Origin of the sequence: Rubrivivax sp. A210 (assembly GCF_904426505.1) — a bacterium.
Lineage (GTDB): Bacteria > Pseudomonadota > Gammaproteobacteria > Burkholderiales > Burkholderiaceae_C > Rubrivivax.
This window is the reverse complement of record NZ_CAJGBN010000014.1, coordinates 1-22,477: the sequence shown is the minus strand read 5'-3', so window position 1 is coordinate 22,477 and position 22,477 is coordinate 1. Positions and strand designations below refer to the sequence as shown.

Annotated in this window: 19 protein-coding genes; 9 read left to right on the top strand and 10 right to left on the bottom strand. The window is 72.3% G+C overall.

The window, feature by feature from the left end; genetic code table 11:
- Positions 1-21: 21 nt before the first annotated feature.
- From JMV16_RS12050 to JMV16_RS12040, 3 genes are all read right to left on the bottom strand, one after another.
- Complete coding sequence (locus JMV16_RS12050; RefSeq protein ID WP_201494526.1) at positions 22-360, bottom strand: hypothetical protein; 339 nt, start codon at positions 358-360, stop codon at positions 22-24.
- A 96-nt stretch (positions 361-456) separates the two neighbouring features.
- Positions 457-1,746, bottom strand: coding sequence for a serine hydroxymethyltransferase (gene glyA, locus JMV16_RS12045; RefSeq protein WP_201494525.1), 1,290 nt, complete (start codon positions 1,744-1,746; stop codon positions 457-459).
- Between the two features lie 47 nt (positions 1,747-1,793).
- Positions 1,794-2,705 carry a helix-turn-helix domain-containing protein gene (locus tag JMV16_RS12040; protein ID WP_236580484.1) on the bottom strand — a complete coding sequence of 304 codons (912 nt, stop codon included), beginning with the start codon at positions 2,703-2,705 and terminating at the stop codon, positions 1,794-1,796.
- 81 nt (positions 2,706-2,786) lie between these two features.
- Here JMV16_RS12040 and JMV16_RS12035 point away from each other — a divergent pair, with 81 nt between their 5' ends.
- Genes JMV16_RS12035 through JMV16_RS12025 form a run of 3 tightly spaced genes read left to right on the top strand, consistent with a single transcriptional unit; the run spans position 2,787 to position 5,825 of the window.
- A complete protein-coding gene (locus JMV16_RS12035) occupies positions 2,787-4,238 on the top strand; it encodes a cytochrome P450 (protein WP_201494523.1) in 1,452 nt (483 codons plus the stop codon).
- A gap of 53 nt (positions 4,239-4,291) precedes the next feature.
- Complete coding sequence (gene yghU, locus JMV16_RS12030; protein WP_201494522.1) at positions 4,292-5,164, top strand: glutathione-dependent disulfide-bond oxidoreductase; 873 nt, start codon at positions 4,292-4,294, stop codon at positions 5,162-5,164.
- Between the two features lie 28 nt (positions 5,165-5,192).
- A complete protein-coding gene (locus JMV16_RS12025) occupies positions 5,193-5,825 on the top strand; it encodes a glutathione S-transferase family protein (protein ID WP_201494521.1) in 633 nt (210 codons plus the stop codon).
- A 30-nt stretch (positions 5,826-5,855) separates the two neighbouring features.
- Here the strand turns inward: JMV16_RS12025 and otnI are convergent, their stop codons facing one another.
- Genes otnI through ltnD form a run of 4 tightly spaced genes read right to left on the bottom strand, consistent with a single transcriptional unit; the run spans position 5,856 to position 9,578 of the window.
- The gene (otnI, locus tag JMV16_RS12020) at positions 5,856-6,665 is read right to left on the bottom strand and encodes a 2-oxo-tetronate isomerase (RefSeq protein WP_201494520.1); all 810 of its coding nucleotides are present in this window, start codon (positions 6,663-6,665) and stop codon (positions 5,856-5,858) included.
- Positions 6,666-6,700: 35 nt separating this feature from the next.
- On the bottom strand, positions 6,701-7,354 hold the full coding sequence (locus tag JMV16_RS12015) for an aldolase (protein ID WP_411565030.1): 654 nt from the start codon (positions 7,352-7,354) through the stop codon (positions 6,701-6,703).
- Positions 7,354-8,661, bottom strand: coding sequence for a 3-oxo-tetronate kinase (gene otnK, locus JMV16_RS12010; protein ID WP_236580483.1), 1,308 nt, complete (start codon positions 8,659-8,661; stop codon positions 7,354-7,356). Before otnK ends, JMV16_RS12015 begins: the two co-directional genes overlap by 1 nt.
- Before the next feature lie 8 nt (positions 8,662-8,669).
- A complete protein-coding gene (gene ltnD, locus JMV16_RS12005; RefSeq protein WP_201494517.1) occupies positions 8,670-9,578 on the bottom strand; it encodes an L-threonate dehydrogenase in 909 nt (302 codons plus the stop codon).
- Between the two features lie 231 nt (positions 9,579-9,809).
- Here ltnD and JMV16_RS12000 point away from each other — a divergent pair, with 231 nt between their 5' ends.
- Genes JMV16_RS12000 through JMV16_RS11990 form a run of 3 tightly spaced genes read left to right on the top strand, consistent with a single transcriptional unit; the run spans position 9,810 to position 12,701 of the window.
- A complete protein-coding gene (locus JMV16_RS12000) occupies positions 9,810-10,289 on the top strand; it encodes a bacteriohemerythrin (protein WP_201494516.1) in 480 nt (159 codons plus the stop codon).
- A 44-nt stretch (positions 10,290-10,333) separates the two neighbouring features.
- Positions 10,334-11,629: a lytic murein transglycosylase gene (locus JMV16_RS11995; protein ID WP_201494515.1), complete on the top strand. Its 1,296-nt coding sequence runs from the start codon at positions 10,334-10,336 to the stop codon at positions 11,627-11,629.
- Positions 11,630-11,645: 16 nt separating this feature from the next.
- Entirely contained in the window at positions 11,646-12,701 is a 1,056-nt protein-coding gene (locus JMV16_RS11990) for an oxidoreductase (protein ID WP_201494514.1), read from the top strand.
- 41 nt (positions 12,702-12,742) lie between these two features.
- Here the strand turns inward: JMV16_RS11990 and JMV16_RS11985 are convergent, their stop codons facing one another.
- The gene (locus JMV16_RS11985; protein ID WP_236580482.1) at positions 12,743-13,678 is read right to left on the bottom strand and encodes an MBL fold metallo-hydrolase; all 936 of its coding nucleotides are present in this window, start codon (positions 13,676-13,678) and stop codon (positions 12,743-12,745) included.
- Positions 13,679-13,824: 146 nt separating this feature from the next.
- Between JMV16_RS11985 and JMV16_RS11980 the strand changes: the two genes are divergently transcribed.
- The 3 genes from JMV16_RS11980 to JMV16_RS11970 all read left to right on the top strand — a co-directional run bounded on the left by JMV16_RS11980 (position 13,825) and on the right by JMV16_RS11970 (position 16,634).
- Complete coding sequence (locus JMV16_RS11980; protein WP_201494512.1) at positions 13,825-14,697, top strand: DUF3365 domain-containing protein; 873 nt, start codon at positions 13,825-13,827, stop codon at positions 14,695-14,697.
- Positions 14,697-16,163, top strand: coding sequence for a serine/threonine-protein kinase (locus tag JMV16_RS11975; protein WP_201494511.1), 1,467 nt, complete (start codon positions 14,697-14,699; stop codon positions 16,161-16,163). Before JMV16_RS11980 ends, JMV16_RS11975 begins: the two co-directional genes overlap by 1 nt.
- A 105-nt stretch (positions 16,164-16,268) precedes the next feature.
- Positions 16,269-16,634: a hypothetical protein gene (locus JMV16_RS11970; protein WP_201494510.1), complete on the top strand. Its 366-nt coding sequence runs from the start codon at positions 16,269-16,271 to the stop codon at positions 16,632-16,634.
- A 34-nt stretch (positions 16,635-16,668) separates the two neighbouring features.
- Here the strand turns inward: JMV16_RS11970 and JMV16_RS11965 are convergent, their stop codons facing one another.
- The gene (locus JMV16_RS11965; protein ID WP_201494509.1) at positions 16,669-18,093 is read right to left on the bottom strand and encodes a caspase domain-containing protein; all 1,425 of its coding nucleotides are present in this window, start codon (positions 18,091-18,093) and stop codon (positions 16,669-16,671) included.
- 31 nt (positions 18,094-18,124) lie between these two features.
- A partial coding sequence (locus tag JMV16_RS11960; RefSeq protein ID WP_201494508.1) for a beta strand repeat-containing protein occupies positions 18,125-22,477 on the bottom strand: 4,353 nt, incomplete at its 5' end.

The window sequence follows — 22,477 nt, the reverse complement described above, 5'->3', positions numbered from 1 at the left end:
ACGCCAGACCCGCCTCGCCGATCAGGCGAGGCCGGCCCACTGGGGGCGTTCGGGGCGGTCGGCCGCGGTTGGCGTGGTCCGCGGCGCAGCCTCGTGCAAGGGCCGCGGCGACAGCGCGAAGACGTCCGCCGTCGGCATCAGCTGGGGCAGGGCGATGCAGCTGCCGTGGCATTGCTCGCAGTCGAGATCGGCCGCGCCCAGAGACTTCTCGGCACCGGCGTCATGGCCGTGCTCGTGCTCGTGGTGGCCCAGGTGCCAGGCCTTGGCGTCGGCCTCGTGCAGGCAGTAGCCGGCCACGGCCGCCCAGCTGAACTGCAGGGGCAGCAGGGCAAGCAGCAGGATGGCGAGGCAGCGGCGCATGGCGGGCGAGTCTAGCAGCGGGGCTCGGGGCGCCGGCGCACCCGGCCCCCGCATCGCGGGGGATGGGGCGTGAACGACTGCACCGTCAGGCTCTTGCTAGGCATAGGTCGGAAAACGGGCCGCAATCCCGGCCACGCGCTCGCGCACGCGGCCCTCGGCGGCAGTGTTGTCGCCGGGGTGCTGGCGCAGGCCTTCCAGCACCTCGGCGACAAGGTCGGCTATGGCCTCGAACTCGGCCAGGCCCAGGCCGCGCGTGGTGGCGCCCGAGACGCCGAAGCGCAGGCCCGACATCACCTTGAGGTCGGTGGCGTCGGACGGGATGGGGTTCATGTTGGCGACAAGGCCGGCGCGCTCCAGGCTTTGCGCCGCGGGCGCGCCAGTGAGGCCCTGGGGGCGCAGGTCGACCAGCATCAGCGGCGTGTCGGTGCCGCCGCCGACGAGGTGGAAGCCGTGGTGCTGCAGCCGGGCGGCGAGCGTCCGCGCGTGGGCCAGGACGGCGGCGGCATAGCACGCGAACTCGGGCTTGAGCGCCTCGCCCAGCGCCACGGCCTTGGCCGCCACCACCTGCAGCGAGGGCGTGCCCTGCAGGCCGGGGAAGACGGCGTTGTTGATGGGCTTGCGCAAGGCCTCGTCGTTCCAGAGGATGAGGGCGCCGCGCGGCCCGCGCAGCGACTTGTAGGTGGTGGTGGTCACGATGTCGGCGTGCGGAAAGGGCGGCTCGTGGGCGCCGCCGGCCACGAGGCCGGCGAAGTGCGCCATGTCGACCAGCAGGCGGGCGCCACCGGCGTCGGCGGCACGGCGGAAGGCGGCGAAGTCCAGCGCCCGCGCATAGGCCGAGCCGCCGGCAATCACCAGCCTGGGCCGGTGGCGGCGCGCCAGGTCCACCACCTCGTCGTAGTCGATCAGGCCGTCGGCCGCGCGCACGCCGTAGTTCACCACCTTGAACCACTTGCCGCTGAAGTTGACGGCCGCGCCATGGCTCAGGTGGCCGCCGGCATTGAGGTCCATCGCCAGGATGGTGTCGCCCGGCTCGGCCACCGCATGCAGCACGGCGTGGTTGGCCTGGCTGCCCGAATGCGGCTGCACATTGGCGAAGCGGCAGCCGAAGAGCTGGCAGGCGCGGGCGATGGCGGCGGCCTCCACCGCGTCGACGTTGACGGCGCCGGCGTGGTAGCGCTTGCCGGGGTAGCCCTCCACCGTCTTGTTGGTGAGGATGGAGCCCTGCACCTCGAGCACGGCGCGGCTGACGATGTTTTCCGAGGCGATCAGCTCGATCACGCCGCGGGTGCGCGCCTGCTCGCGCACGATGGCCTCGGCGATCAGCGGGTCGGTCTGGGCAATGCCGGCCGTGAAATAGCCGGGGTGCAGCAGCGGGGCGGGGTTCATTGCAGGGTCTCCGAGGATCGGGCCGCCGGAGCATGCCACGGCCCGGATCAGATCCAGAGCCGGTACAGCCAGAAGGACTCGTCGTGTACGAAGCGCTCGGCAAACTCGCCCGGTGCGAAGCCGCTCACGCGGCGCGTGGCGCGCACCAGGTGCGACTGGTCGGCAAAGCCTTCTTCGGCCGCCAGGGCCGCCCAGTCATAGGGCAGGCCGGCCTCGTGGCGTTCTCTCGCGGCGAAGAAAACGCCCTCGGTGCGCACGAGGCCGTTCCAGTCGCGCAGCGAGCGCCCGCTGTAGGCCTTGACGCGGCGCTCCACCTGGCGCGGGCTGAGCGTGCGGCGCCAGTCGTGGGCCTGCAAGGCCAGGCGCTCGACCCAGTGGCGGCCGAACTGGCGCAGCGAGGGCGTCACCCCAGGCCGCCCCTGCAGCGCCTGCCAGCGCGGGGCAATGTGCTGCTGCAGCGCCGCCAGCGTGGCCGCATCGTCGGGCGCGGCGAGCAGGGCCTCGAGCAGCGGCGTCCAGGAGGCATCCAGGGTGGTGCGTGCATCGACGAAGCGGTCGTGAACGGCGGCCGGGTCAAGGCCGAAGAGCCGCCGCGCGGTGTCGGCCGAGAAGCAGACGATGCCGCCGCGCCCTTCGTTGGGCGACCAGCAGGTCGTGGGCTCGGATTGGCTGCCAGAGACCACCAGTTCGGCGCCGAAAGGCTGCCAGCGCGGCGTGCCGGCGTCGCGCGCCAACAGGCCGGACGTCGTACTCTGGAACCACGACAGGCCCAGCAGCGGCGAGGCCGGGAAGTGGGTGATGCGCTGCGCCGCGCTCAGCGCCAGGCCGCGCGTGTCGCGGCAGACCACTGCCACCACGGCCCCTTGCAGCGCCGGCGGCGCGGGATGCAGCCAAGCGGAAGGCGGGGTGGCTACGCGGGGTGCGCGTGCCTGCGGATCGGGGATGGGCGTGTCCGGCATGGGCGGCCAGTGTAGGGAGCGAAGCGCCGATGTCGTTCGCATTCAAGACGAACCGACGCTTGGCCTGCAAGCATGACGGCCATGAACACCACGCCCCACGCCGCCGGCTGTCCCCACCGCCCCAATGAACCGGCGCCCTCTTCGGCCCCCCGGCAGCCCGGCGCCTGGCCGCCCGGTCCGCGCGCCGGCCTCACCGGCTGGGGCCTGCTGCTGCGCATGTCGCGCGACCCTCTCCAGGCGCTGGCCGAATGGCGGCAGCGCCATGGCGACGTGGTGCATCTGCGCATCTGGCCCGAGCACGAGATCGTGCTCAGCGATCCGGCCCTGGTGCGCGAGCTGCTGGTGGGCCACCACGACGATCTCGTGCGCTGGGAGCACGGCATCGCGGTCTTCTCGCAGATCCACGGCCGCAGCGTGCTGGTCTCCGAGGGCGCGGCCTGGCGTGCCCAGCGCCAGGCCCTGCAGCCGGCCTTTGCGCCCAAGTCCGTGCAGTCGCTGCTGCCCCTGGTGGCGGCCACGGCGGCGCAGGCCCTGGCGCGCTGGCCGCAGGCCGTGGCCTGCTGGCCCATCGAGCAGGCCTTCACCGAGTTGGCGCTGAACGTGATCGGCCGCCTGCTCTTCACCGACGCGCTGGAAGCCGAGGCGCCGGCGCTGGCGCGGGCCGCGCGCACGCTGGGCGTCGTCGCCAACAGCGAGTTCTACTGGCCGGCAAGCTGGCCCGACGCCATGCCCTGGAAGCGGCCCAAACGCGAGGCGATGTCGCTGCTGCGCGGCCTGGTCGAGCGCCAACTCGGCGCGCGCCTGGCGCTGCCACCGCCGGATAGACCCGACGACTTGCTGACGCGGCTGCTGCAACGGCACCACGCCGATCCCCAGGCCTGGCCGCTGCAGGCGGTGCGCGACGAGTGCATGACCGCCTTGCTGGCCGGCCACGAGACGGTGGCGGCCACGCTCGCCTGGTGGGCCTGGTGCATGGCGCAGCACCCCGAGATCCAGCGCCGGGCAGCGGCCGAGGTGGACGCGCGGCTGCAGGGCCGCCTGCCCACGGCCGATGACCTGGAGGCCATGCCCCTGCTGGCGCAGACGCTGCTGGAAACGCTGCGCCTGTACCCGGCGGCGCCGCTGCTGCTGACCCGCCGCGCCATCCGGCCGATCACGCTCGGTCCCTGGCACTTTCCGGCGCGCACGCTCTTCATGGTGGCGGTGCAGCTGCTGCACAGTGACCCGCGGCATTTCGACGAGCCGCTGGCCTTCCGCCCCGAGCGCCACGGCCCCGGCGCGCCCGAGATTCCGCGCGGCGCCTTTCTGCCCTTCGGCGCCGGGCCCCGCGTCTGCCTGGGCCAGCACCTGGCGCTGGCCGAGATGGGCGTGATTGCGGCCTTGCTGCTTCAGGGCCGCGAGCTGTCGCTGGCGCCGGGGCAGGCCGAACCGCGCCCGGTGGTGAACGTGACGCTGCGCCCGGCACAGCCGCTGGCGCTGGGCCTGTCGACGCGAGGGGTGGCGCGGGTGTCGTCGCGGCCGGCTGCTGCGTAAACTCTGTCGCCACCGCGGGAAAAGTCCCCGGCCTTGCACCCGGAGCCCCGCGCATGTCCGAGCCCTACACCCCGCCCGCCGTCTGGACCTGGAACAGCGCCAACGGCGGTCGCTTCGCCCACATCAACCGCCCCACGGCCGGCCCCACGCACGACAAGGTGCTGCCGGTGGGCCGCCATCCGCTGCAGCTGTATTCGCTGGCCACGCCCAATGGCGTGAAGGTGACGGTGATGCTCGAGGAGTTGTTGGCTCTGGGCCACGCGGGCGCCGAGTACGACGCCTGGTTGATCCCGATCACCGAAGGCGCGCAGTTCGGCAGCGGCTTCGTCGCCGTCAACCCCAACTCCAAGATCCCGGCCCTGATGGACCACAGTGGCGCGGCGCCGGTGCGGGTGTTCGAGTCGGGCGCCATCCTGCTCTACCTGGCCGAGAAGTTCGGCGCCCTGCTGCCCGCCGGCGGCGCGGCGCGCGCCGAATGCCTGTCGTGGCTGTTCTGGCAGATGGGTAGCGCGCCCTACCTGGGCGGCGGCTTCGGCCACTTCTACGCCTACGCGCCGAGCAAGATCGAATACGCCATCGACCGCTTCGCGATGGAGGCCAAGCGCCAGCTCGATGTGCTGAACCGCCGCCTGGCCGAGAGCCGCTATCTCGCGGGCGACGGCTACTCCATCGCCGACATCGCCGTCTGGCCCTGGTATGGCGCGCTCGCCAAGGGCCAGCTCTACGAGGCGGGCGAGTTCCTGCAGGTGCAGGACTACACCCACGTCCAGCGCTGGGCCGACGAGATTGCCCAGCGGCCGGCCGCCAAGCGCGGGCGCATGGTCAACCGCACCTGGGGTCCGCCCGAGACGCAGCTGCACGAGCGCCACGAGGCCAGCGATTTCGAGACCCGCACCCAGGACAAGCTGGCGCCGCCCGCGGCCTGATCTCGCCAATCCTGAAAGGGCCCCCGCCATGATCACCCTCTACGACTGCGCCACCGCACCCAGCCCGCGCCGCGCCCGCATCCTGCTGGCGGAGAAGGGCGTCGCGCACGAGACGGTGCAGGTCGATCTGCGCAGCGGCGAACAGCTGGGCGAGGCCTTCCGCCGCATCAACCCGCTGTGTACGGTGCCGGCACTGCGCACCGACGAGGGCGTGGTGCTCACCGACAACGCCGCCATCGCCGCCTACCTGGAGGCCCGCTACCCGCAGCCGGCCCTGCTGGGCGAGACGCCGCTGGAAAAGGCGGCCATCGCGAGCTGGAACTGGCGCTGCGAATTCGAAGGCCTGCTGGCCGTGGCCGAGGCGCTGCGCAACGGCTCGCCGGCGATGGCCGGGCGCGCGCTGCCGGGCCCGGTGGACCATGCCCAGATCCCCGAGCTGGCCCAGCGTGGCCTGGTGCGGGCGCAGCAGTTCTTCCTCACGCTCAACGAGGCGCTGGCGACGCGCGAGTTCGTCGCCGGTGATCGCTACAGCCTCGCCGACATCACGGCCGTGGTGGCGGTGGACTTCGCCCGCGTCATCAAGCTCAGGCCCGGCGAGCCGCATCCGCACCTGCTGCGTTGGCGCGCGGCACTGGCGCAGCGGCCGGCCCTCGCGCTGTAGGTGACGTGACGTGACGCGGCGCAGCGCTTCTCAGCGCGCGTCCCTGAACCAACCCAGGCCGTCGCTCGTGCCCCGCGCCACGGCGCCGCGCCGCGGCCGGTATTCGCAGCCTATCCAGCCCTGCCAGCCACAGGTGGCCGAGACCTCGTCGATGACGTCGAAGAGGTGGGCGTAGTTGACCTCGCCCAGGTCGGGCTCGTGGCGCAGCGGCACGCCGGCGATCTGCAGATGGCCGACGCGGCCGGTGGGCAGGTAGTGGCGCAGCTTGGTCTCGAGATCGCCCTCGACGATCTGGCAGTGGTAGAGGTCCAGCTGCACCTTCAGGTTGGGCGCGCCGATGGCGGCCAGCACGGCGTGGGCCTCGTCCTGGCGCGACAGCAGGTAGCCGGGGATGTCGCGCGTGTTGATGGGCTCGATCAGCACATCGCGGCCGGCGTTGGCCGCCAGCTCGGCGGCCCAGGCGAGATTGGCGAGGTAGGTGGCGCGCAGGGTCTGGTCATCCACGCCCGCCGGACGCAGCCCGGCCATCACGTGCACGCGCGGGCAGTCCAGCGCCTGGGCGTAGTCCAGCGCGCGGGCAAAGCCGGCGCGGAACTCGGCCTCACGGCGGGGCAGGCTGGCCGTGCCGCGCTCGCCCGCGTCCCAGTCGCCCGGCGGGGCGTTGAACAGCACCTGCTGCAGGCCGTGGGCCTCAAGCCGGGCGCGCAACTCGCGCGCCTCGAAGGCGTAGGGGAAGAGGTACTCGACGGCCGTGAAGCCGTCGCGTGCGGCGGCCTCGAAGCGATCAAGAAAGGGCAGCTCGTTGTAGAGCATCGAGAGATTGGCGGCGAAGCGGGGCATGGCTTGATCTCGGTGGCGGTGCGGCGGTGTTCGGCTTACCAGCGGGCGTCGAAATGGCGCCGCAGCTCTTCGATCTGCGTTTCGGCCAGCGGCTCGGGGCGGGTCATCAGCCACAGGCGTGCGGTCTCTTCCAGTTCTTCCAGCACGGCGCTGGCCTCGGCCGGGCTGCGGTGCCACACGTTGGGCCCCAGGCGCTCCAGCATCACCGCGCGCAGCGGCGTGCCGCGCTCGCGTGCGGCGGTGATGCGCGCCGCCACAAGGTCGGCCGCGGCCGGGTCACCGGGGCGGTGGTAGGGGACGAGCGGCACATGGCCCACCTTCATCACGTAGTAGGGCGTGATGGGCGGCACGATGTCGTCGGCCTGCCAGACGCCGGCCAGCGTGAGCGCTACCAGGTGGGTGGAATGGGTGTGGATGACGCAGCCGGCCTCGGGCTCGGCGCCGTAGATGCGGCGGTGCAGGGCCAGGGTCTTGGAGGCGCGGTCGCCGCTGATCTGGTTGCCGTCGGCGGCGACAAGGGCCAGGCGCTCGGGCTGCAGCGCGCCCAGGCAGGCGTCGGTGGGGGTGATGAGAAAGCCGCCGTCAGCCAGGCGGGCGCTGATGTTGCCGGCGCTGGCGTGGACATAGCCGCGTTGGTAGAGCGTGGCGCCGACGCGGCAGATTTCCTGCCGCAGCGCAGCTTCGTCGATCACGGGGCCGTCTCCAGCACGCCGAAGGCCTGGGTCATGACGAAGGCCTGGCTCATGAAATCGGTGCCGCCGAAATTGCCTGACTTGAGGGCCAGGTGCAGGGGCTCGCCCGGGCACAAATTTGATTCCACCGCGGTCCACGGCACGCCGGGGGCTATCTGCGGGCCTATGCGCATGCGGTCCACGCCCAGGGCCTGGACCACGGCGCCCGAGGTCTCGCCGCCGGCGACAATGAGCTGGCGCACGCCGCCCTCGACCAGGCCCACGGCGATGCGGGCCAGGGCTTGCTCAACCAGCTCACCGGCCGCGGCCACGCCCAGCCGCTGCTGCACCGCGCGCACCGCCTGCGGCTCGGCCGTGGCGTAGACCAGGAAGGGGCCGGCGCCGCACTGGGTTCGCGCCCAAGCTAGCGCGTCGGCGACGAGATCGCTGCCCGCGGCCAGGGCCAGCGCATCGAGCTGGAAGCTGGGCAGGCCCAATTGCCTGAAGTGCGCCACCTGGGCCTGGGTGGCTGCCGAGCAGCTGCCCGAGACCACCGCGCAACGGCCACCGGCGGGCGGCAGCGCGCTCGTCGTGGTCCGGGCCTGCAGGCCCCAGTTGGCGGGCAGGCCGATGGCGATGCCGGAGCCGGCCGTCACCAGTGGCAGGCCCTTGAGCGCCGCGCCTATCGCATGCAGATCGGCGTTGTCGACGGCGTCGACGATGGCCACGCCCACGCCCTGCTGCTGCAGCGTGGCGAAGGCCCCGCGCACGGCATCCGCGCCGCGCGCCACGGTGTCGCGCGCCACCAGGCCGACGCGGCGGCGCGTCTGCGCCTGCATCACGCGCACCAGGTTGGCATCGGTCATCGGCGTCAGCGGGTGCTGGCGCATGCCGCTGTCGCTGAGCAGCTGGTCGCCGACGAAGAGATGGCCCTTGAAGACGGTGCGCGCGTTCTCGGGGAAGGCCGGGCAGGCGATGGTGAAGCCCTGGTCGGGGCCGTGCAGCGCGTCGAGCAGCGCATCGGTGACCGGGCCGATGTTGCCGGCCGGCGTTGAATCGAAGGTCGAGCAGTACTTGAAATAGACCTGCTCCACGCCCTGGGCCTGCAGCCAGCGCAGCGCCTGCAGCGACTGCTGCACCGCGTCGGCTGCCGGGATGGTGCGCGACTTCAGTGCCACCACGATGGCGTCGGCGTCCAGCCGCTCGTCGCTGGCCGGCACGCCAATGGTCTGCACCGTGACCATGCCCTGGCGCACCAGGTTGTTGGCCAGGTCGGTGGCGCCGGTAAAGTCGTCGGCGATGCAGCCGAGGCGGGGGGCGCGCACCGCGGGCCTCATTTGGGCTGCGGCAGGGTGATGCCGGGAAAGATCTTGATCACGGCCGCATCGTCCTCGCGGCCGTGGCCGGATGCGGAGGCCTGCATGAACATCTGGTGCGCGGTGGCCGACAGCGGCAGCGGAAACTTGCTGGCCCGTGCGGTGTCGAGCACCAGGCCCAGATCCTTGACGAAGATGTCCACCGCCGACAGCGGCGTGTAGTCGGCCGCCAGCACATGGGCCATGCGGTTCTCGAACATCCAGCTGTTGCCGGCGCTGTGGGTGATGACCTCGTAGATGTCCTCGGCCGCCACGCCCTCGCGCAGGCCCAGGGCCATGGCCTCGGCGGCGGCGGCGATGTGTACGCCGGCCAGCAGCTGGTTGATGATCTTCACCTTGCTGCCATTGCCGGCGCGGTCGCCCAGGCGGTAGACCTTGGCGGCCATCGCGTCCAGCGCCCCGCCCACCGCGGCATAGGCCTCGGGCCGGGCCGCGCTCATGATGGTCATCTGGCCGCTGGCGGCCTTGGCGGCACCGCCCGAGATGGGGGCATCGATGTAGAGCAGGCCGCGCTCGGCCAGCCGTGATTCCAGCGCCACCGACCACTCGGGGGCCACGGTCGAGCACATCACGAACACCGAGCCCGGCGCCATCGCCGGGGCCGCGCCGCCCTCGCCGCCCTCGCCGAAGAGCACGGCCTCGGTCTGCTGGGCGTTGACGACCACCGAGATGACGATGTGGCAGGCCGCGGCCAGCTCGGCCGGGCTGGCGCAGGCCACGCCACCCTCGGCGGCAAAGGCCTCGGCGACGCCGCGACGGGCGTCGCAGGCATGGACGCGGTAGCCAGCGCGCCGCAGCGATTTCGCCATGCCCGCGCCCATGGCGCCCAGGCCCACCACACCGATATTCGCGAGCGTGTTGTTCATCGCCGCATTCTGCGTTGGCTCCGCGTTCGCCCGGGGTCGGGTTGGTACGCAGTAGCGCGCCGCCCGACCACCCGTGCCCGGCTTGCCGTTGGCGGAAGAGGCGTTCCGCCGCCTGCGGACAGCGGCTTGAAACATCTCATTACCCATCGCCGCGCCTGAGCTTGTGGAACGCGTGAAATGGGTGCCCTGGTGAGCTTGTCAAGCCCGCGACTCGGGGGTAAGAATGTCTCCATGACCGAAGCCCCCAAGACACCGGCCCCCTTCGTCGTCGCCTGGCGCGATGGCTTCAAGATCAACGTGCCGCAGGTTGACCGCGAGCACATGCACCTGTTCGAACTGGTCAAGGCGCTCGAACTGGCCAGCATCGAGGCCACCGTTGACGAACTGCTGGATTACGTGGTGACTCACTTCACCCACGAACAGAAGCTGATGGAAGACAGCCGATACCCCGGCTTTGCCGATCATCTCAAGCTGCACGAGGCCTTTGCCGCCACCGTGGCCGATTTCCTGGGCAGCGGCGAGGCCTGGTCGGAAGAGCGGGTGCAGGAACTGCGCCGCTTCCTCAACAAGTGGCTCATCGGCCACATCATGACCCACGACCTGCGCTTCGGTAACTGGTACCGCGAGCACCACGGTGACGCGCCGCCCGAGGTGGTGGTGGCGCCCAAGAAGAAGGTCGGCTGGTTCGACCGCCTGCTCGGCCGCGGCTGAGCCCGCGCCGGCGCGGCGCGGCAGGCACGCCGACAATCGCGCCGATGCGAAATCCCGTTCTCGACCTGTCGCGCTGCCAACCCTGGGCGACCCTGGCCCTGGCGGCACTGGCCGGCTGCGCCCAGGCGCCGCCGACTGCGCTGCCGGCTGCCGACGCCAGCCCTGCCACCGAGGCCGCGCCGGCGCCAACTGCAAGCTTGTCCGAAGCACCCACGCCCGAGCAGGCGTTCGCGCGCTGGATCGCCGATTTCCGCGCCACGGCGCGCGCCGAGGGTATCTCTGAAGCCACGCTGGCCGCCGCCTTCGACGGTGTGCGCCTGCTGCCGCGGGTGATCGACGCCGACCGCAGTCAGCCCGAGTTCAACCGCAGCGTCTGGGACTACCTGGACCGCGCCGTCTCGGCCCAGCGCATCGCCCAGGGTCAGGAGCAGCTGGCGAAGGCAGGTGCCGAGGCCGAGGCGGCGGCGGCCCGTTACGGCGTGCCGGCGCCCGTGTTGGTGGCGATCTGGGGCATGGAAAGCAATTACGGCGGCAATGCCGGCGACATCCCGACCCTGGACGCGCTGGCCACGCTGGGTTTCGAGGGCCGGCGCGAGGCCTTCGCGCGGCGCGAACTGCTGGCGGCGCTGAAGATCATCGATCAGGGCGACATAGACCGCGCCCGCATGCTGGGCTCCTGGGCTGGCGCGATGGGCCAGACGCAGTTCATGCCTTCCAGCCTGCTGGCCTATGCGGTGGACGCCGACGGCGACGGCCGGCGCGACATCTGGGGCAGCCTGGCCGACGTGCTGGCCTCGACCGCCAACTTCCTGGCCCGCGCCGGCTGGCGTGCCGGCGAGCCCTGGGGCCTGGAGGTGGCGCTGCCGCCGGGCTTTGACCTCGCACGCGCCGACCCCGCCACGCGCCAGCCGGCGGCGCGCTGGGCCGAGGAAGGCCTGCGGGCAGTGGACGGCGCGCCGCTGGCCGAGTTGCAGGACGCGGCCGTGCTGCTGCCGGCCGGCGTGCGCGGGCCGGCCTTTCTGGTGGGCGCCAACTGGCGCGCCCTGCTGCGCTACAACAATTCCACCAGCTACGGCCTGGCGGTCGGCCTGCTGGCCCAGCGCATCGCCGGCGGGCCCGGCGTGCAGGCGGCTTGGCCGCGCGACCAGGCCGCGCTCTCGCGCAGCCAGTTGCAGGCGCTTCAGGATGCGCTCAACCAGCGCGGCTTCGATGCCGGCAAGCCCGACGGCCTGATGGGCCCGGCCACGCGCGCCGCGCTGCGGCGCTGGCAGCTGAGCGCGGGCCTGCCGGCCGACGGCCACCCCACGGCCGAGCTGCTGCAGCGCCTGCAAGCGCCCTGACCGCCGCGGAGATCGCATGAACCCGCTCAAGTTCGGCCTCTTCGGCTTTGGCTATGCCGGCCAGACCTTTCACGCACCGCTGGTCCGGGCCACCGCCGGGCTGGAACTGGCCGCGGTGGCCAGCAGCGACGCCGCCAGGGTCCACGCTGCCTTGGGTAGCGCCGTGGCCGTGCTCACGCCGTCTGAGTTGCTCGCGCGGTCCGATATCGATTGCATCGTGGTCGCCTCGCCCAACGACAGCCACCACCCGCTGGCGCTGGCGGCGCTGGAAGCCGGCCGCCACGTTGTCGTCGACAAGCCCTTCGCCATCGACGCCGCACAGGCGGCCGCGATGGTGACGGCGGCCGAGCGCCACGGGCGCCTGCTCAGCGTCTTCCACAACCGGCGCTGGGACAGCGATTTCCTGGGTCTCCGGCGTTTTATTTCCGACGGCAGCCTGGGCCGACCCGTTGAGCTGATCACCCATTTCGACCGCTACCGCCCCGAGGTGCGCGCACGTTGGCGCGAGGGTGACGGCCCAGGCGCCGGCATCTGGATGGACCTGGGACCGCACCTGGTGGACCAGGCGCTGCAGCTCTTCGGCTTGCCCCAGGCCATCACGCTGGACCGCGCCCGGCTGCGCGAAGGCGCCCTGGCCGACGACTGGTTCTCTGCCCACTTGCGCTGGACCCGCGGCCCCCACGCCGGCCTGCGCGCCCAGCTGTCGGCCAGCATGCTGGCCGCGCACGCCGGTCCGCGCTTCGTGCTGCATGGCAGCGGCGGCAGCTTGCGCATCGATGGGCTGGATCCGCAGGAGGCGGCGCTCAAGGCCGGCGCCACGCCCGCGACGCTGCAACCCTGGGGCGCCGATTCGCGGCAGGCCCAGGTCTGGCGCGGCGAAAGCGCGGCTTTCGAGCCGCTGGCGCTGCCCAGCGGCGACTATCCGCACTACTACGCCGCGCTGCGCGACGCCCTGCTCGGCCTGGGCCCCAACCCGGTGCCGGCGCGCGAGGCGCTGGCGGTGCAGCAGGTGATCGATGCCGGCCTGAGGAGCGATGTGCTGCGCGCCGAGCAGGCCCTGGCTTTCGATTGACGGGCCGGCCCGCCGGTCTGCGCGGGCGGGCCGCGGCTTGATCAGGCGTTGTAGATTTGGCCGGCATCCATGCGCAGCGCGCCGGTGGCCGCCAGTTCGCCCACCATCTGCTCGGCAAATCCGTCCAGGCTGACGCAGGGCCGGCCCAGGCGCTGCCAGATGCCCTGCACCAGGCTCGCGGTGCCCAACCAGCCCAGCAATTCCGGCCAGCTGCTGCGCTGCACTTCAAGCAGGCGGTACTTGATCATCACCTTGGCCGCATGGCGGTGGTGCTTTTCGGGGCTGGTGACGAAGCCGTCCAATCGCCGCCGCGCCCGCTGCAGCGCGCCAGCCACGTCGCCAAAGGGCGCGCCGTGGCCGGGGATGGCCCAGCGCGCGTCCAGTGAGCCGATGAGGTCCAGTGCGCACGCCACGTCTTCGAATCCGGCCTCGCCGTCGAGCTCGGGGAAGACGACGCCGAAGCCGTTTTCCCACAACGCGTCGGCGCTGATGACGACGCCGTGGTGGGCGTCGAAGAGGATCAGCGAATGCGGGTCATGGCCGGGCGCTGCCAGCGCTTGCCAGCGGCGGCCGCCGATCTCGATGTGCTCGCCCGGCGCCAGCTTCGCGTCGGGCGTGAAACGCTCGCAGTCGTGGCCGGCCGGCGCATAGCCCAGGGCCTGCGTGTCCCAGTCCAGCGCCGCCTGCCACAGGCCCGGCGGGATGGTGATGCGGCAGCCGAAGGCGCGCTGCAGCGCCGCGTTGCCGCCGCAGTGGTCGGAATGCAGATGGGTGTTGACGACGCCCCCCAGCGCCGCGCCGCCGAGGGCGCCCAGGGCCTGGCCCACCAGCGCCACGGTCAGCGCCGCGTGCGCGACATGGCCACTGTCGACCAGCACCGCGGCCTCGCCATCGTGGCCGTGCAGCAGCACGTTGTTGGACGAGAGCCAGCCGCGTTCGAGCACGGTGAGTCCGGCGAGCGCTGCATCTTTGGGCATCGGTGGCGCAACCTGCATGTAAGGGGGGTAACCATTCTTGCCGATAGCCGGTGCCTTACACGCGGCTACCATGCCCGGCTTGCGGGCTCGGGCCGTGGCGGTGTCCTGCCGCCCGACGAGAGCACGCCAGGCGGAGCCACCCACCGATGAAGCTGCTGGTCAAGTTCAACATCATCTACATCCTCGTGATGGCGCTGGGCGTCGGCGTCAGCGGCTGGATCAGCCGGTCCATGCTGCGCGAGCAGGCGCGCGAGGAAGTCATCGCCGGAGGCCGCCTGCTGATGGAGCAGGCGCTGGCGGTGCGCGCCTACACCGCGGGCCAGATCACCAAGCTGCTGGCCGAGCAGATGAAGGAGAAGTTCCTGCCCCAGTCGGTGCCCAGCTACTCGGCCAACGAGGTGCTGGACACGGTGCGCGCCAAGCACCCCGAGTACGGCTACAAGGAAGCCACGCTCAACCCCACCAACCCACGCGACCGAGCCGTGGGCTGGGAGGTCGACATCGTCAACGCCTTCCGCAACAACGCCGAGATGAAGGAATTCGTCGGCCAGCGCGACACGCCCACCGGCCCCTCGCTCTATGTATCGCGCCCCATCCGCATCACCAACCCGGCCTGCCTGCAATGCCACAGCAGCGTCGAGGTGGCGCCCAAGACCCTGGTCGACAAGTACGGCTCGGCCAATGGCTTCGGCTGGCAGCTCAACGAGGTCATCGGCGCCCAGATCGTCTCGGTGCCCATGGCCACGCCGCTGCAGCGCGCCGACCAGGCCTTCGGTTACTTCGTGGCCTCGCTGGTGGGGGTGTTCCTGGTTGTCGGCGTGGTGCTCAACCTGATGATCTGGTGGGTGGTGGTGCGGCCGGTGACCCAGCTCTCGGCGCTGGCCGACCGCGTCAGCCAGGGCGATCTGGAAGCGCCGGACTTCGCGCTCGGCGGCCGCGACGAGATCGGCGTGCTGGCCGAATCCTTCACCCGCATGCGCACCAGCGTGACGCAGGCGATGAAGATGCTCGAGAGCTGATGGCCCACCCCGAGCGCCTGGGCAAGTACCAGATCACCGGCGTCCTCGGCGAGGGCGCGATGGGTGTGGTCTACCGCGGCTTCGACCCCGACATCCGCCGCGTGGTGGCGCTCAAGACCATACGCCGCATGCCCGGCGACGCCGCCCCCGCCGGCATGGAAAGCGCCGCCCGCTTCCGCAACGAGGCCCAGGCCGCGGGCCGGCTGATGCATCCCGGCATCGTCGGCGTCTACGACTTCGGCGATGACGGCCGCGTGGCCTATATCGCGATGGAGTACATCGAAGGCCACACGCTGGCCCTCTACCTGGCCCAGCGCGTGCGTTTCACCGAGGCCGACGTGGCCAGCGTCGCGGTGCAGCTGGCCGAGGCGCTGGCGCACGCCCACGACAACGGTGTCATCCACCGCGACATCAAGCCGTCCAACGTCATCATGACCAAGAGCGGCCGCGTCAAGATCGCCGATTTCGGCATCGCGCGCACCGACAACAGCGGCCTCACGATGGCCAACAGCGTGCTCGGCACGCCGATGTACATGGCGCCCGAGCAGTTCATGGGCCGGCCCATCGACCACCGCGTCGACCTCTACGCGGTCGGCGTCGTGCTCTACCAGATGCTGGCCGGCCGTGCGCCCTTCGTCGGGCCGCCCGAGGCGCTGATGTACAAGGTGGTCAACGAGGCGCCGCTGCCGCCGTCGGCGGCCGAGCACGCGCCCCACGGTCCGCGCTTCGACGCCGTCGTCGCCCAGGCGCTGGCCAAGGATCCGGCCCAGCGCCCGGTCAACGCCACGGCCCTGCGCGAGGCGGTGGCGGCGGCCCTGGGCGCGCCGGTGCCGCCGGTGGTGGCACGCGAGGCGGTCTATGCCCTGCCGCCGCCCACCGAGTACGCACCCACCGAGCGCATACGGCCGCTGGCTCCGGGCTCGCCGGCCGCGCTGCCAGCCGGCGCCAGCACCACGCCCACCGCCACCCCACCCACGCACTGGGATCCGGCGGTGCTGGCCCAGGTCGAATCCAGCCTGGCGCGCCATGTCGGCCCGCTCGCGGCCGTGCTGGTGCGGCGCGCGGCGCGCGAATGCCTGGACCTGCCGCAGCTGCAGGCGCGGCTGGCCGAGCAGATCACCAATGCGGCGGCGCGCGACAGCTTTCTCGGCCGCCGCACCGCCGCCAGCACCGGCAGCCATGGCACGACGCGCCAGGGCGGCATGCTGCCCGCCCAGACGGCGCCGGCGCCGGCCACGGGCGGCAGCGTGGGCAGCGGCGCGAGCGGTGGAACGCCGGTGTCGGACGCCTGGATCGAGCAGGCGCAGAAGCTGCTGGCGGTGCAGCTGGGGCCCATCGCCCGCGTCGTCGTCAAGCGCGCGGCCGAGCGCACGCGGCGCCGCGCCGACCTGAGCGCCCTGCTGGCCGAGGCCGTGCCCGAGGCGGCGCGCCAGCGCCTGCTGGCTGAATTGGCGCGACTGGCCTGAAGGGCCGGTGCCAGGGGGCAAATTAGGGGCTCTTGCGGCCCGAACTCGGGTGTTGCGGGCGATCCGTGCGCGGTATACCTTTGGCCATCCGCCCGGAGTCCAGCCATGCCGATCACGCTGCCCGACTACACGCCGCCCGATGTCCAGCGCGCGGCCGTCGCGGCCGGTTTTGCGCCGCTCGTGGTGCTGATGGGCTTTGCGGCGATGGTGGTGCGCCTGATCGACGTCGACACGGGCTTCGCGCTCTTCGCCGCCTGCACGGTGTGGGTGATGTACGAGATGCACGAGTTCGAGCGCCTGCTCGATGCCTACAACTGCCAGTACGTAAGCCGCTACCTCGCCTGGCGCACGGCAGCGGCGCTGCGCGCCCTGCTCGAGGTGCCCGGCACTGCCGAGCCTACGCGCGCCTTCGTCATGGGCTTTCTTGACGGCGAGCGCGTGCTGCTCCACGGGCAGCCGCGCCCGCGCTGACGAGGCCCGGCCGCGCAGGCGCCAAGCTCTAAGGCTACTTGCGCGTGTTGTCCAGCGAAGGCGGTGGCGTATAGCCCAGGTCGAGCGCGCGTGACTCGAACTGCGCTGCCAGCAGCGGCTGGTCGAAGCGGCGGTAGTGCAGCGCCAACTCGTAGCTCGCGATGCCATTGCCCAGCGCTGCGGCGTACTGCAGCCAGCCCTCGTAGCGGCCACGGTCGGCCGCGTCCTTGGCGCGGTAGCTGCGACCCAGCCGCGCTGCGGCATCCTTGTTGCCGCGCGCCGCCTTGGTCAGATCGGCCGCGATGTCGCCCGTGTTTCCCGCGGGCAGGTCAAAGGCGCTGCGGAACAGTCGTACATCGTTGCGCCTCAGGATCTTCGCCGCTTCGGCCGCGCCTTCGCGCGCCACCTCGGCGCTGCCGGCCAGGCGGCTCTTGGGGTGCTTGGCCAGGTATTCGGTGGCCAGGCGCGCCACCTCGGGTGGCCAGATCGCCGATTGCAGGCGGGCGTAGTCCTGTTCCTCGGCGTTGTCCTCGAAGCGCGGCGGCAGCGACGGTGCTGCGACGGCGCTGGCTGCAGTGCCGGCCACTGCGGCGGCGGCGGCGGCGCGCGGCGCCAGGCGGCGCTGGATGCGCGTGTTTTCGGCAATGAAGGGGTACTGGGCGAACTGGCGCAGCAGCGGCACCGGGTGGTTGAGCATGGTGTCCTGCACGTCGCTCTTGACGAGATGGAACAGGTCGTAGAACGAAATCTCGTCCGACGAGGTCTCGAGCAGTTTCACCAGCGAGGCGGTGTAGAAAGTATTGCGCGTGTCATCGGCCGGCGCGATCGCCGGCTTGCCGGCGCCGGTGGCGAAGGCGATCAGGCACCCTGGCGGAGCTTCCACCTGGTTGAGGCCGCCCCCGCCACGCGAGACCTCGCGCAGCGTGGTGCGGCAGGCGTCGATGATGGCGATGGTCAGGCCCTGGGGCCGCAGGGGCAGTTGGCCGACGACGCCGGTCCTGAGCATGAGGCTGGCGCGCGCCAGATTGTCGGGCAGGGCCTTGGGGCTGGTGCGGGCCGAGACGAGCAGGTTCTCGCTGTCGACCTGGGCGCCGTGGCCCGAGAAGTAGAACAGCACGGTGGCGTCGGGCGGCGCGGCGCGCACCTTGGCGCCGAAATCGTCCATCGCCTTGCGCGCCTGGGCAAGATCGAGATCAAGCCCCTCGCTGACCGTGAAACCGCGCTTCTCGAGCGCTGCCCGCAGGTCGCGCACGTTCTTGTGGATGGGCGGCAGGTCCTCGCCCTCGGGGTAGTCGCGATTGCCGATCAGCAGCGCCAGCCGCGGCGGCTCGGGGCCTTCGGTGGCGGTCTGGGCGTACACACTGGAGGGCAGGGCGGCGAGGCCTGCCCAGGCGCCGCCGGCCTGCAGCAGGCGGCGGCGGTCCACGGCCGCGGGAGGGTTGTGCGTGTCGAGTTTCATGCGGGCTCCGGGCGGCGGGCAGGGATGGCGTTCATGGGGCCTCGCAGGCGAGTTCCTTGGTCTGGGTGCAGGAGGTCGAGCTGCGCAGGCCCTCGCTGCCCACGGTGGCCGGGCGGCCAGGGCCGACCTCGGCGATGACGCCGGCACGCAGGCGCACGGCGACGTTCTCGGTGCGTATGGCCTCGTCGAAGCGCTCCTTGCGCGCGCCCTCGGACACCGACACCGTGGCCGAGATCGAGTTCTCGACCTGGGGCGACACCGGCAGCAGGCCGTTGTAGAACACCGGCACTTCGCTTTGCACGCCGGCGCCGTCGAAGAAGAAGCGGTAGCCGGTGGCGCTGACTTCGGGCCCGTTGAGCAGCACCGAGGTGCTGCCCTTGGCGCCGCCGCGCGGCAGCACCGTCACATAGCCGGCGTCCAGCGGCGTGCTGCGGTTGCCCAGAGAGCGGCTGCCGACGTCGATGCGAATCTCACCGCCGTTCTGGCCGAAGGGCGATTGCAGCAGGAAGGAGGCGTCGGTCAGTTCGAGCGTCAGGCCGGGCAGCGAGGCCACCGTGCCTATGGAGTTGTCGAAGGGCAGGCGCGCCGCGATGCGGCTGTCGGCGCCGGTCGTGGCCAGGAGGTCGGCGGTGACGGCCACCACGTCGGCCTCGATGCCGATGCCGCCGACATTGATGGTGCTGCCGACCAGCGCGACCTTGCTCTGCAGCGTGTACTCGACGGCCGGGCCGCCGTTGAAGCTGGCGGTCACCTTGGTGGGCACCCAGGCCGTGTTGTAGGCCGCGCCGCTGAGGATCTCGAGATCGCCCAGGAAGCGGTTGCTCAGGCTGGCCAGGCGCACCGAGCCGCCGCCGCTGGCCTGGATGCGCAGGCCGGCCCCGGCGGCCAGGCTGATGCCATTGGCGAGATCCTGGTCGACCACGTTGGCGGCCAGGGAGAGGGGCGAACTGCCCGCCTGCTTGGCGTCGAGTTCGGCGCCCGGGGCCGTCGGCGTGGCCGCCTGGGTGGCCACCAGTTCCAGCGTGCCGCCGTTGATGGTGGTGGCGCCGGCCAGGCGCAATGTGCCGGCTTCGATGTGTCCGCCCTGGTCGACGGTGGTGGTGCCGAGCACGAGATCGCGCAGCGCACCGCCCTCGCGCCCGCTGGACAGCGTGACCGCGTCGCGCGCATCGATGGCGACGCTGCTGCCCCAGCGGTTGTCGTCGCTCGCAGCCGTGATGCGCTGCGCCGTGAGCGTCAGCGCCTGGCCGCCGGGCACGGTGACCGCACCGCGCAGCAGCAGGTCTTCGCTGGCCGTCAGATTGCCGGCCAGCGCGACGCTGCCGTCGGCGCTGATGCCGCGCAGCGTCTCGCTGCCGCCCAGCGTGAGGCGGCCGGCGGCGGCCACCTCGACCAAGCTGCCATCGGGCAGATCTTCGTTGCCGGCGGTGGCGAGTTCGCCGCGCGTCACCAGGGTGCGGCCACTGTAGGTCTTGTTGCTGCCGGAGAGCGTGAGCACGCCGCTGCCGGCCTGCTCCAGCTCGCCACTGCCGCTGACCGGCGCCGCCAGCGCGACGGCGTCGCTGCGCGCGCTGCGCAGCGTGCCGCTCACCGCATAGCCACTGCTGGACAGGCTGCCGCGGGTGGTGCCGTCGCCCACCTGCAGCACGCCGGCGGCTACGGTGGTGATGCCGGTATAGCTGTTGCTGCCCGAGAGCGTGAAGCTGCTGCCGCCTTGCTTGACGAGGCCGCCGCTGCCGCTGATGTCGCCGGCGAACTCGCTGTCGCCGAGCGCGCCGGTGGCCAGGGTGAATCCACCCAGCGTCACGCTGCCACTGCCGGCCAGCGAGCCCATGCCCTGATCACCCGTCATCGCCAGCGTGGCGCCGGCGGCAACGTTGACGGCCGCCGGGCCGACCAGGCGGCCGGCGCTGGCCAGGGCCAGCGTGCCATTGCTGACCGCCACGGTGTCTGCGGCCGAGGTGCCGGCCAGGGTGCTGGCGCCGGTGGAGGTGAGGGCGCCGGCGCCCAGGTTGGCGGTGGCCGTGCCGCCGGCCAGCGCATAGCGGGCCGCGGTGAGCGTGCCGCTGCCGGCCAGGGTGCCGGAAAGGCCCAGGTTGTCGACGCGGTCGTTGCCGTTCAGTGCCAGCGTGGCGCCGGTGTCGACGGTGAGCGTCGCGGCGTCGTTCAGCCGGTCGGCCGCGGCCAGCGTGAGCGTGCCACGGCTGACGGTGACGCTGGCGGCATCCGAGGCACCGACCAGGGTGCTGGCGCCGGTGGAGGTGAGGGTGCCAGCGCCGAGGTCGGCATTGGCCGTGCCGCCGTCGAGCGCATAGGTGGCGGCCGTGAGACGGCCCGTGCCGCCCAGCGTGCCGGCCAGGGCCAGGCTGGCGACGGTCTCGTCGCCGGCCAGGGTCATCGTGGCACCGCTGGCGACGCTGAGCGCAGCCGTGTTGGCCAGGCGCTCGGCGGCGGCCAGGGCCAGGGTGCCGGCGTCGACGTTGACCGTACCCGAGGCCAGCGTGCCGGTGGCCGACAGTGCCAGCGTGCCCGCCGCCACCGTGGTGCTGCCGGTGTAGCCGTTGGCGCCACTGAGCGTGAAGGTGCTGGCCGCACCCTGCTTGACGAGGTTGCCGCTGCCGCTGATTGCGCCCGCGAACTCGCTGCTGGCGAGCCTGCCGCTGGACAGCGTTGCGCTGCCCAGGTTGACCGTGCCGGCGCCGGCCAGGTTGCCCAGGGTTTCGTTGCCAGCCAGGGCCAGGGTGGCGCCCGCGGCCACGGTGGTGGCGGGCAGGGCGCTCAGGCGGCCGGCGGCGGCCAGCGTGAGCGTGCCGGCGTTGACGGCCACGGTGTCGGCGGCGGCGCTGCCGTTGAGGCGGCTGGCGCCGGTGGAAGTGAGCGCGCCGCTGCCCAGGTTGGCGTCGACGGTGCCGCCGTTCAGGGCGTAGCTGGCGGCGCTTAGCGTGCCGTTGCCGCCCAGGGTGCCGGCCAGAGCCAGGCCGGCGATGGTCTCGTTGCCGGCCAGGGTCAGGGCCGCACCGCTGGCGACGTTGACGGCCGCGCCGTTGGCCAGGCGCTCGGCCGCGGCCAGGGCCAGGGTGCCGGCATCGACGCTGACGCTGCCCGAGGCCAGCGTGCCGGTGGCCGAAAGCGCCAGCGTGCCGGCCTCGACGCGGGTGTTGCCGGTGTAGGTGTTGGCGCCGTTGAGCGTGAAGCTGGAACTGCCCTGCTTGGCGATGCCACCCGTGCCGGCAATGACGCCGTCGAAGCTGCTGTCGCCCAGCGTGCCGGTGCGCAGAAGGAAGGCGGCCAGCTCGATGGTGCCGGCGCCGGCCAGGCTGCCGAGGGTCTGGTCTCCGGCCAGGGCCAGGCTGGCGCCGGCAGCCACGTTGACGGCGGGTGAGGCGCTGAGCCTGTCGGCCGCGGCCAGCGTGAGCGTGCCGCCGTTGACGGTTACGTTGCCGGCGGCCGAACTGCCGGCCAGGCTGCTGGCGCCGGTGGCGGTGAGCGTGCCGGTGCCGAGGTCGGCCGTGGCGCCGGTGCTGCCTCCGTTGAGGGCGTAGGTGCCGGCGCTGAGCTTGCCGATGCCGCCCAAGGTGCCAGCCAGGGCCAGGCTGGTGACGGTCTCGTCGCCGACCAGGGTCATCGTGGCGCCGCTGGCGACATTGACTGCGGTGGTGTCGGCCAGGCGCTCGGCGGCGGCCAGGGCCAGGGTGCCGGCGTCGACGTTGACCGTACCCGAGGCCAGTGTGCCGGTGGCCGACAGTGCCAGCGTGCCGGCCGCCACCGTGGTGCTGCCGGTGTAGCCGTTGGCGCCACTGAGCGTGAAGGTGTTGCCCGCACCCAGCTTGACGAGGTTGCCGTTGCCGCTGATTCCGCCCGCGAACTCGCTGCTGGCGAGGCTGCCGCTGGACAGCGTCGCGCCGGCGAGGCTTACGTTGCCGGCGCCGGCCAGGTTGCCCAGGGTTTCGTTGCCGGCCAGGGCCAGGGTGGCGCCCGCGGCCACGGTGGTGGCGGGCAGGGCGCTCAGGCGGCCGGCGGCGGCCAGCGTGAGCGTGCCGGCGTTGACGGCCACGGTGTCGGCGGCGGCGCTGCCGTTGAGGCGGCTGGCGCCGGTGGAAGTGAGCGCGCCGCTGCCCAGGTTGGCGTCGACGGTGCCGCCGTTCAGGGCGTAGCTGGCGGCGCTTAGCGTGCCGTTGCCGCCCAGGGTGCCGGCCAGAGCCAGGCCGGCGATGGTCTCGTTGCCGGCCAGGGTCAGGGCCGCACCGCTGGCGACGTTGACGGCCGCGCCGTTGGCCAGGCGCTCGGCCGCGGCCAGGGCCAGGGTGCCGGCATCGACGCTGACGCTGCCCGAGGCCAGCGTGCCGGTGGCCGAAAGCGCCAGCGTGCCGGCCTCGACGCGGGT

What these genes read in the sequence shown, in the direction of transcription:
- glyA (WP_201494525.1), bottom strand. Translation starts at nt 1,746, where the DNA reads ATGAACCCCGCCCCGCTGCTGCACCCCGGCTATTTCACGGCCGGCATT.
- JMV16_RS11990 (WP_201494514.1), top strand. Translation starts at nt 11,646, where the DNA reads ATGAACCCGCTCAAGTTCGGCCTCTTCGGCTTTGGCTATGCCGGCCAG.
- JMV16_RS11985 (WP_236580482.1), bottom strand. Translation starts at nt 13,678, where the DNA reads ATGCCCAAAGATGCAGCGCTCGCCGGACTCACCGTGCTCGAACGCGGC.
- JMV16_RS12025 (WP_201494521.1), top strand. Translation starts at nt 5,193, where the DNA reads ATGATCACCCTCTACGACTGCGCCACCGCACCCAGCCCGCGCCGCGCC.
- JMV16_RS12050 (WP_201494526.1), bottom strand. Translation starts at nt 360, where the DNA reads ATGCGCCGCTGCCTCGCCATCCTGCTGCTTGCCCTGCTGCCCCTGCAG.
- JMV16_RS12040 (WP_236580484.1), bottom strand. Translation starts at nt 2,705, where the DNA reads ATGCCGGACACGCCCATCCCCGATCCGCAGGCACGCGCACCCCGCGTA.
- yghU (WP_201494522.1), top strand. Translation starts at nt 4,292, where the DNA reads ATGTCCGAGCCCTACACCCCGCCCGCCGTCTGGACCTGGAACAGCGCC.
- JMV16_RS11975 (WP_201494511.1), top strand. Translation starts at nt 14,697, where the DNA reads ATGGCCCACCCCGAGCGCCTGGGCAAGTACCAGATCACCGGCGTCCTC.
- otnI (WP_201494520.1), bottom strand. Translation starts at nt 6,665, where the DNA reads ATGCCCCGCTTCGCCGCCAATCTCTCGATGCTCTACAACGAGCTGCCC.
- JMV16_RS12000 (WP_201494516.1), top strand. Translation starts at nt 9,810, where the DNA reads ATGACCGAAGCCCCCAAGACACCGGCCCCCTTCGTCGTCGCCTGGCGC.
- JMV16_RS11980 (WP_201494512.1), top strand. Translation starts at nt 13,825, where the DNA reads ATGAAGCTGCTGGTCAAGTTCAACATCATCTACATCCTCGTGATGGCG.
- JMV16_RS12035 (WP_201494523.1), top strand. Translation starts at nt 2,787, where the DNA reads ATGAACACCACGCCCCACGCCGCCGGCTGTCCCCACCGCCCCAATGAA.
- ltnD (WP_201494517.1), bottom strand. Translation starts at nt 9,578, where the DNA reads ATGAACAACACGCTCGCGAATATCGGTGTGGTGGGCCTGGGCGCCATG.
- JMV16_RS11970 (WP_201494510.1), top strand. Translation starts at nt 16,269, where the DNA reads ATGCCGATCACGCTGCCCGACTACACGCCGCCCGATGTCCAGCGCGCG.
- JMV16_RS11965 (WP_201494509.1), bottom strand. Translation starts at nt 18,093, where the DNA reads ATGAAACTCGACACGCACAACCCTCCCGCGGCCGTGGACCGCCGCCGC.
- JMV16_RS11995 (WP_201494515.1), top strand. Translation starts at nt 10,334, where the DNA reads ATGCGAAATCCCGTTCTCGACCTGTCGCGCTGCCAACCCTGGGCGACC.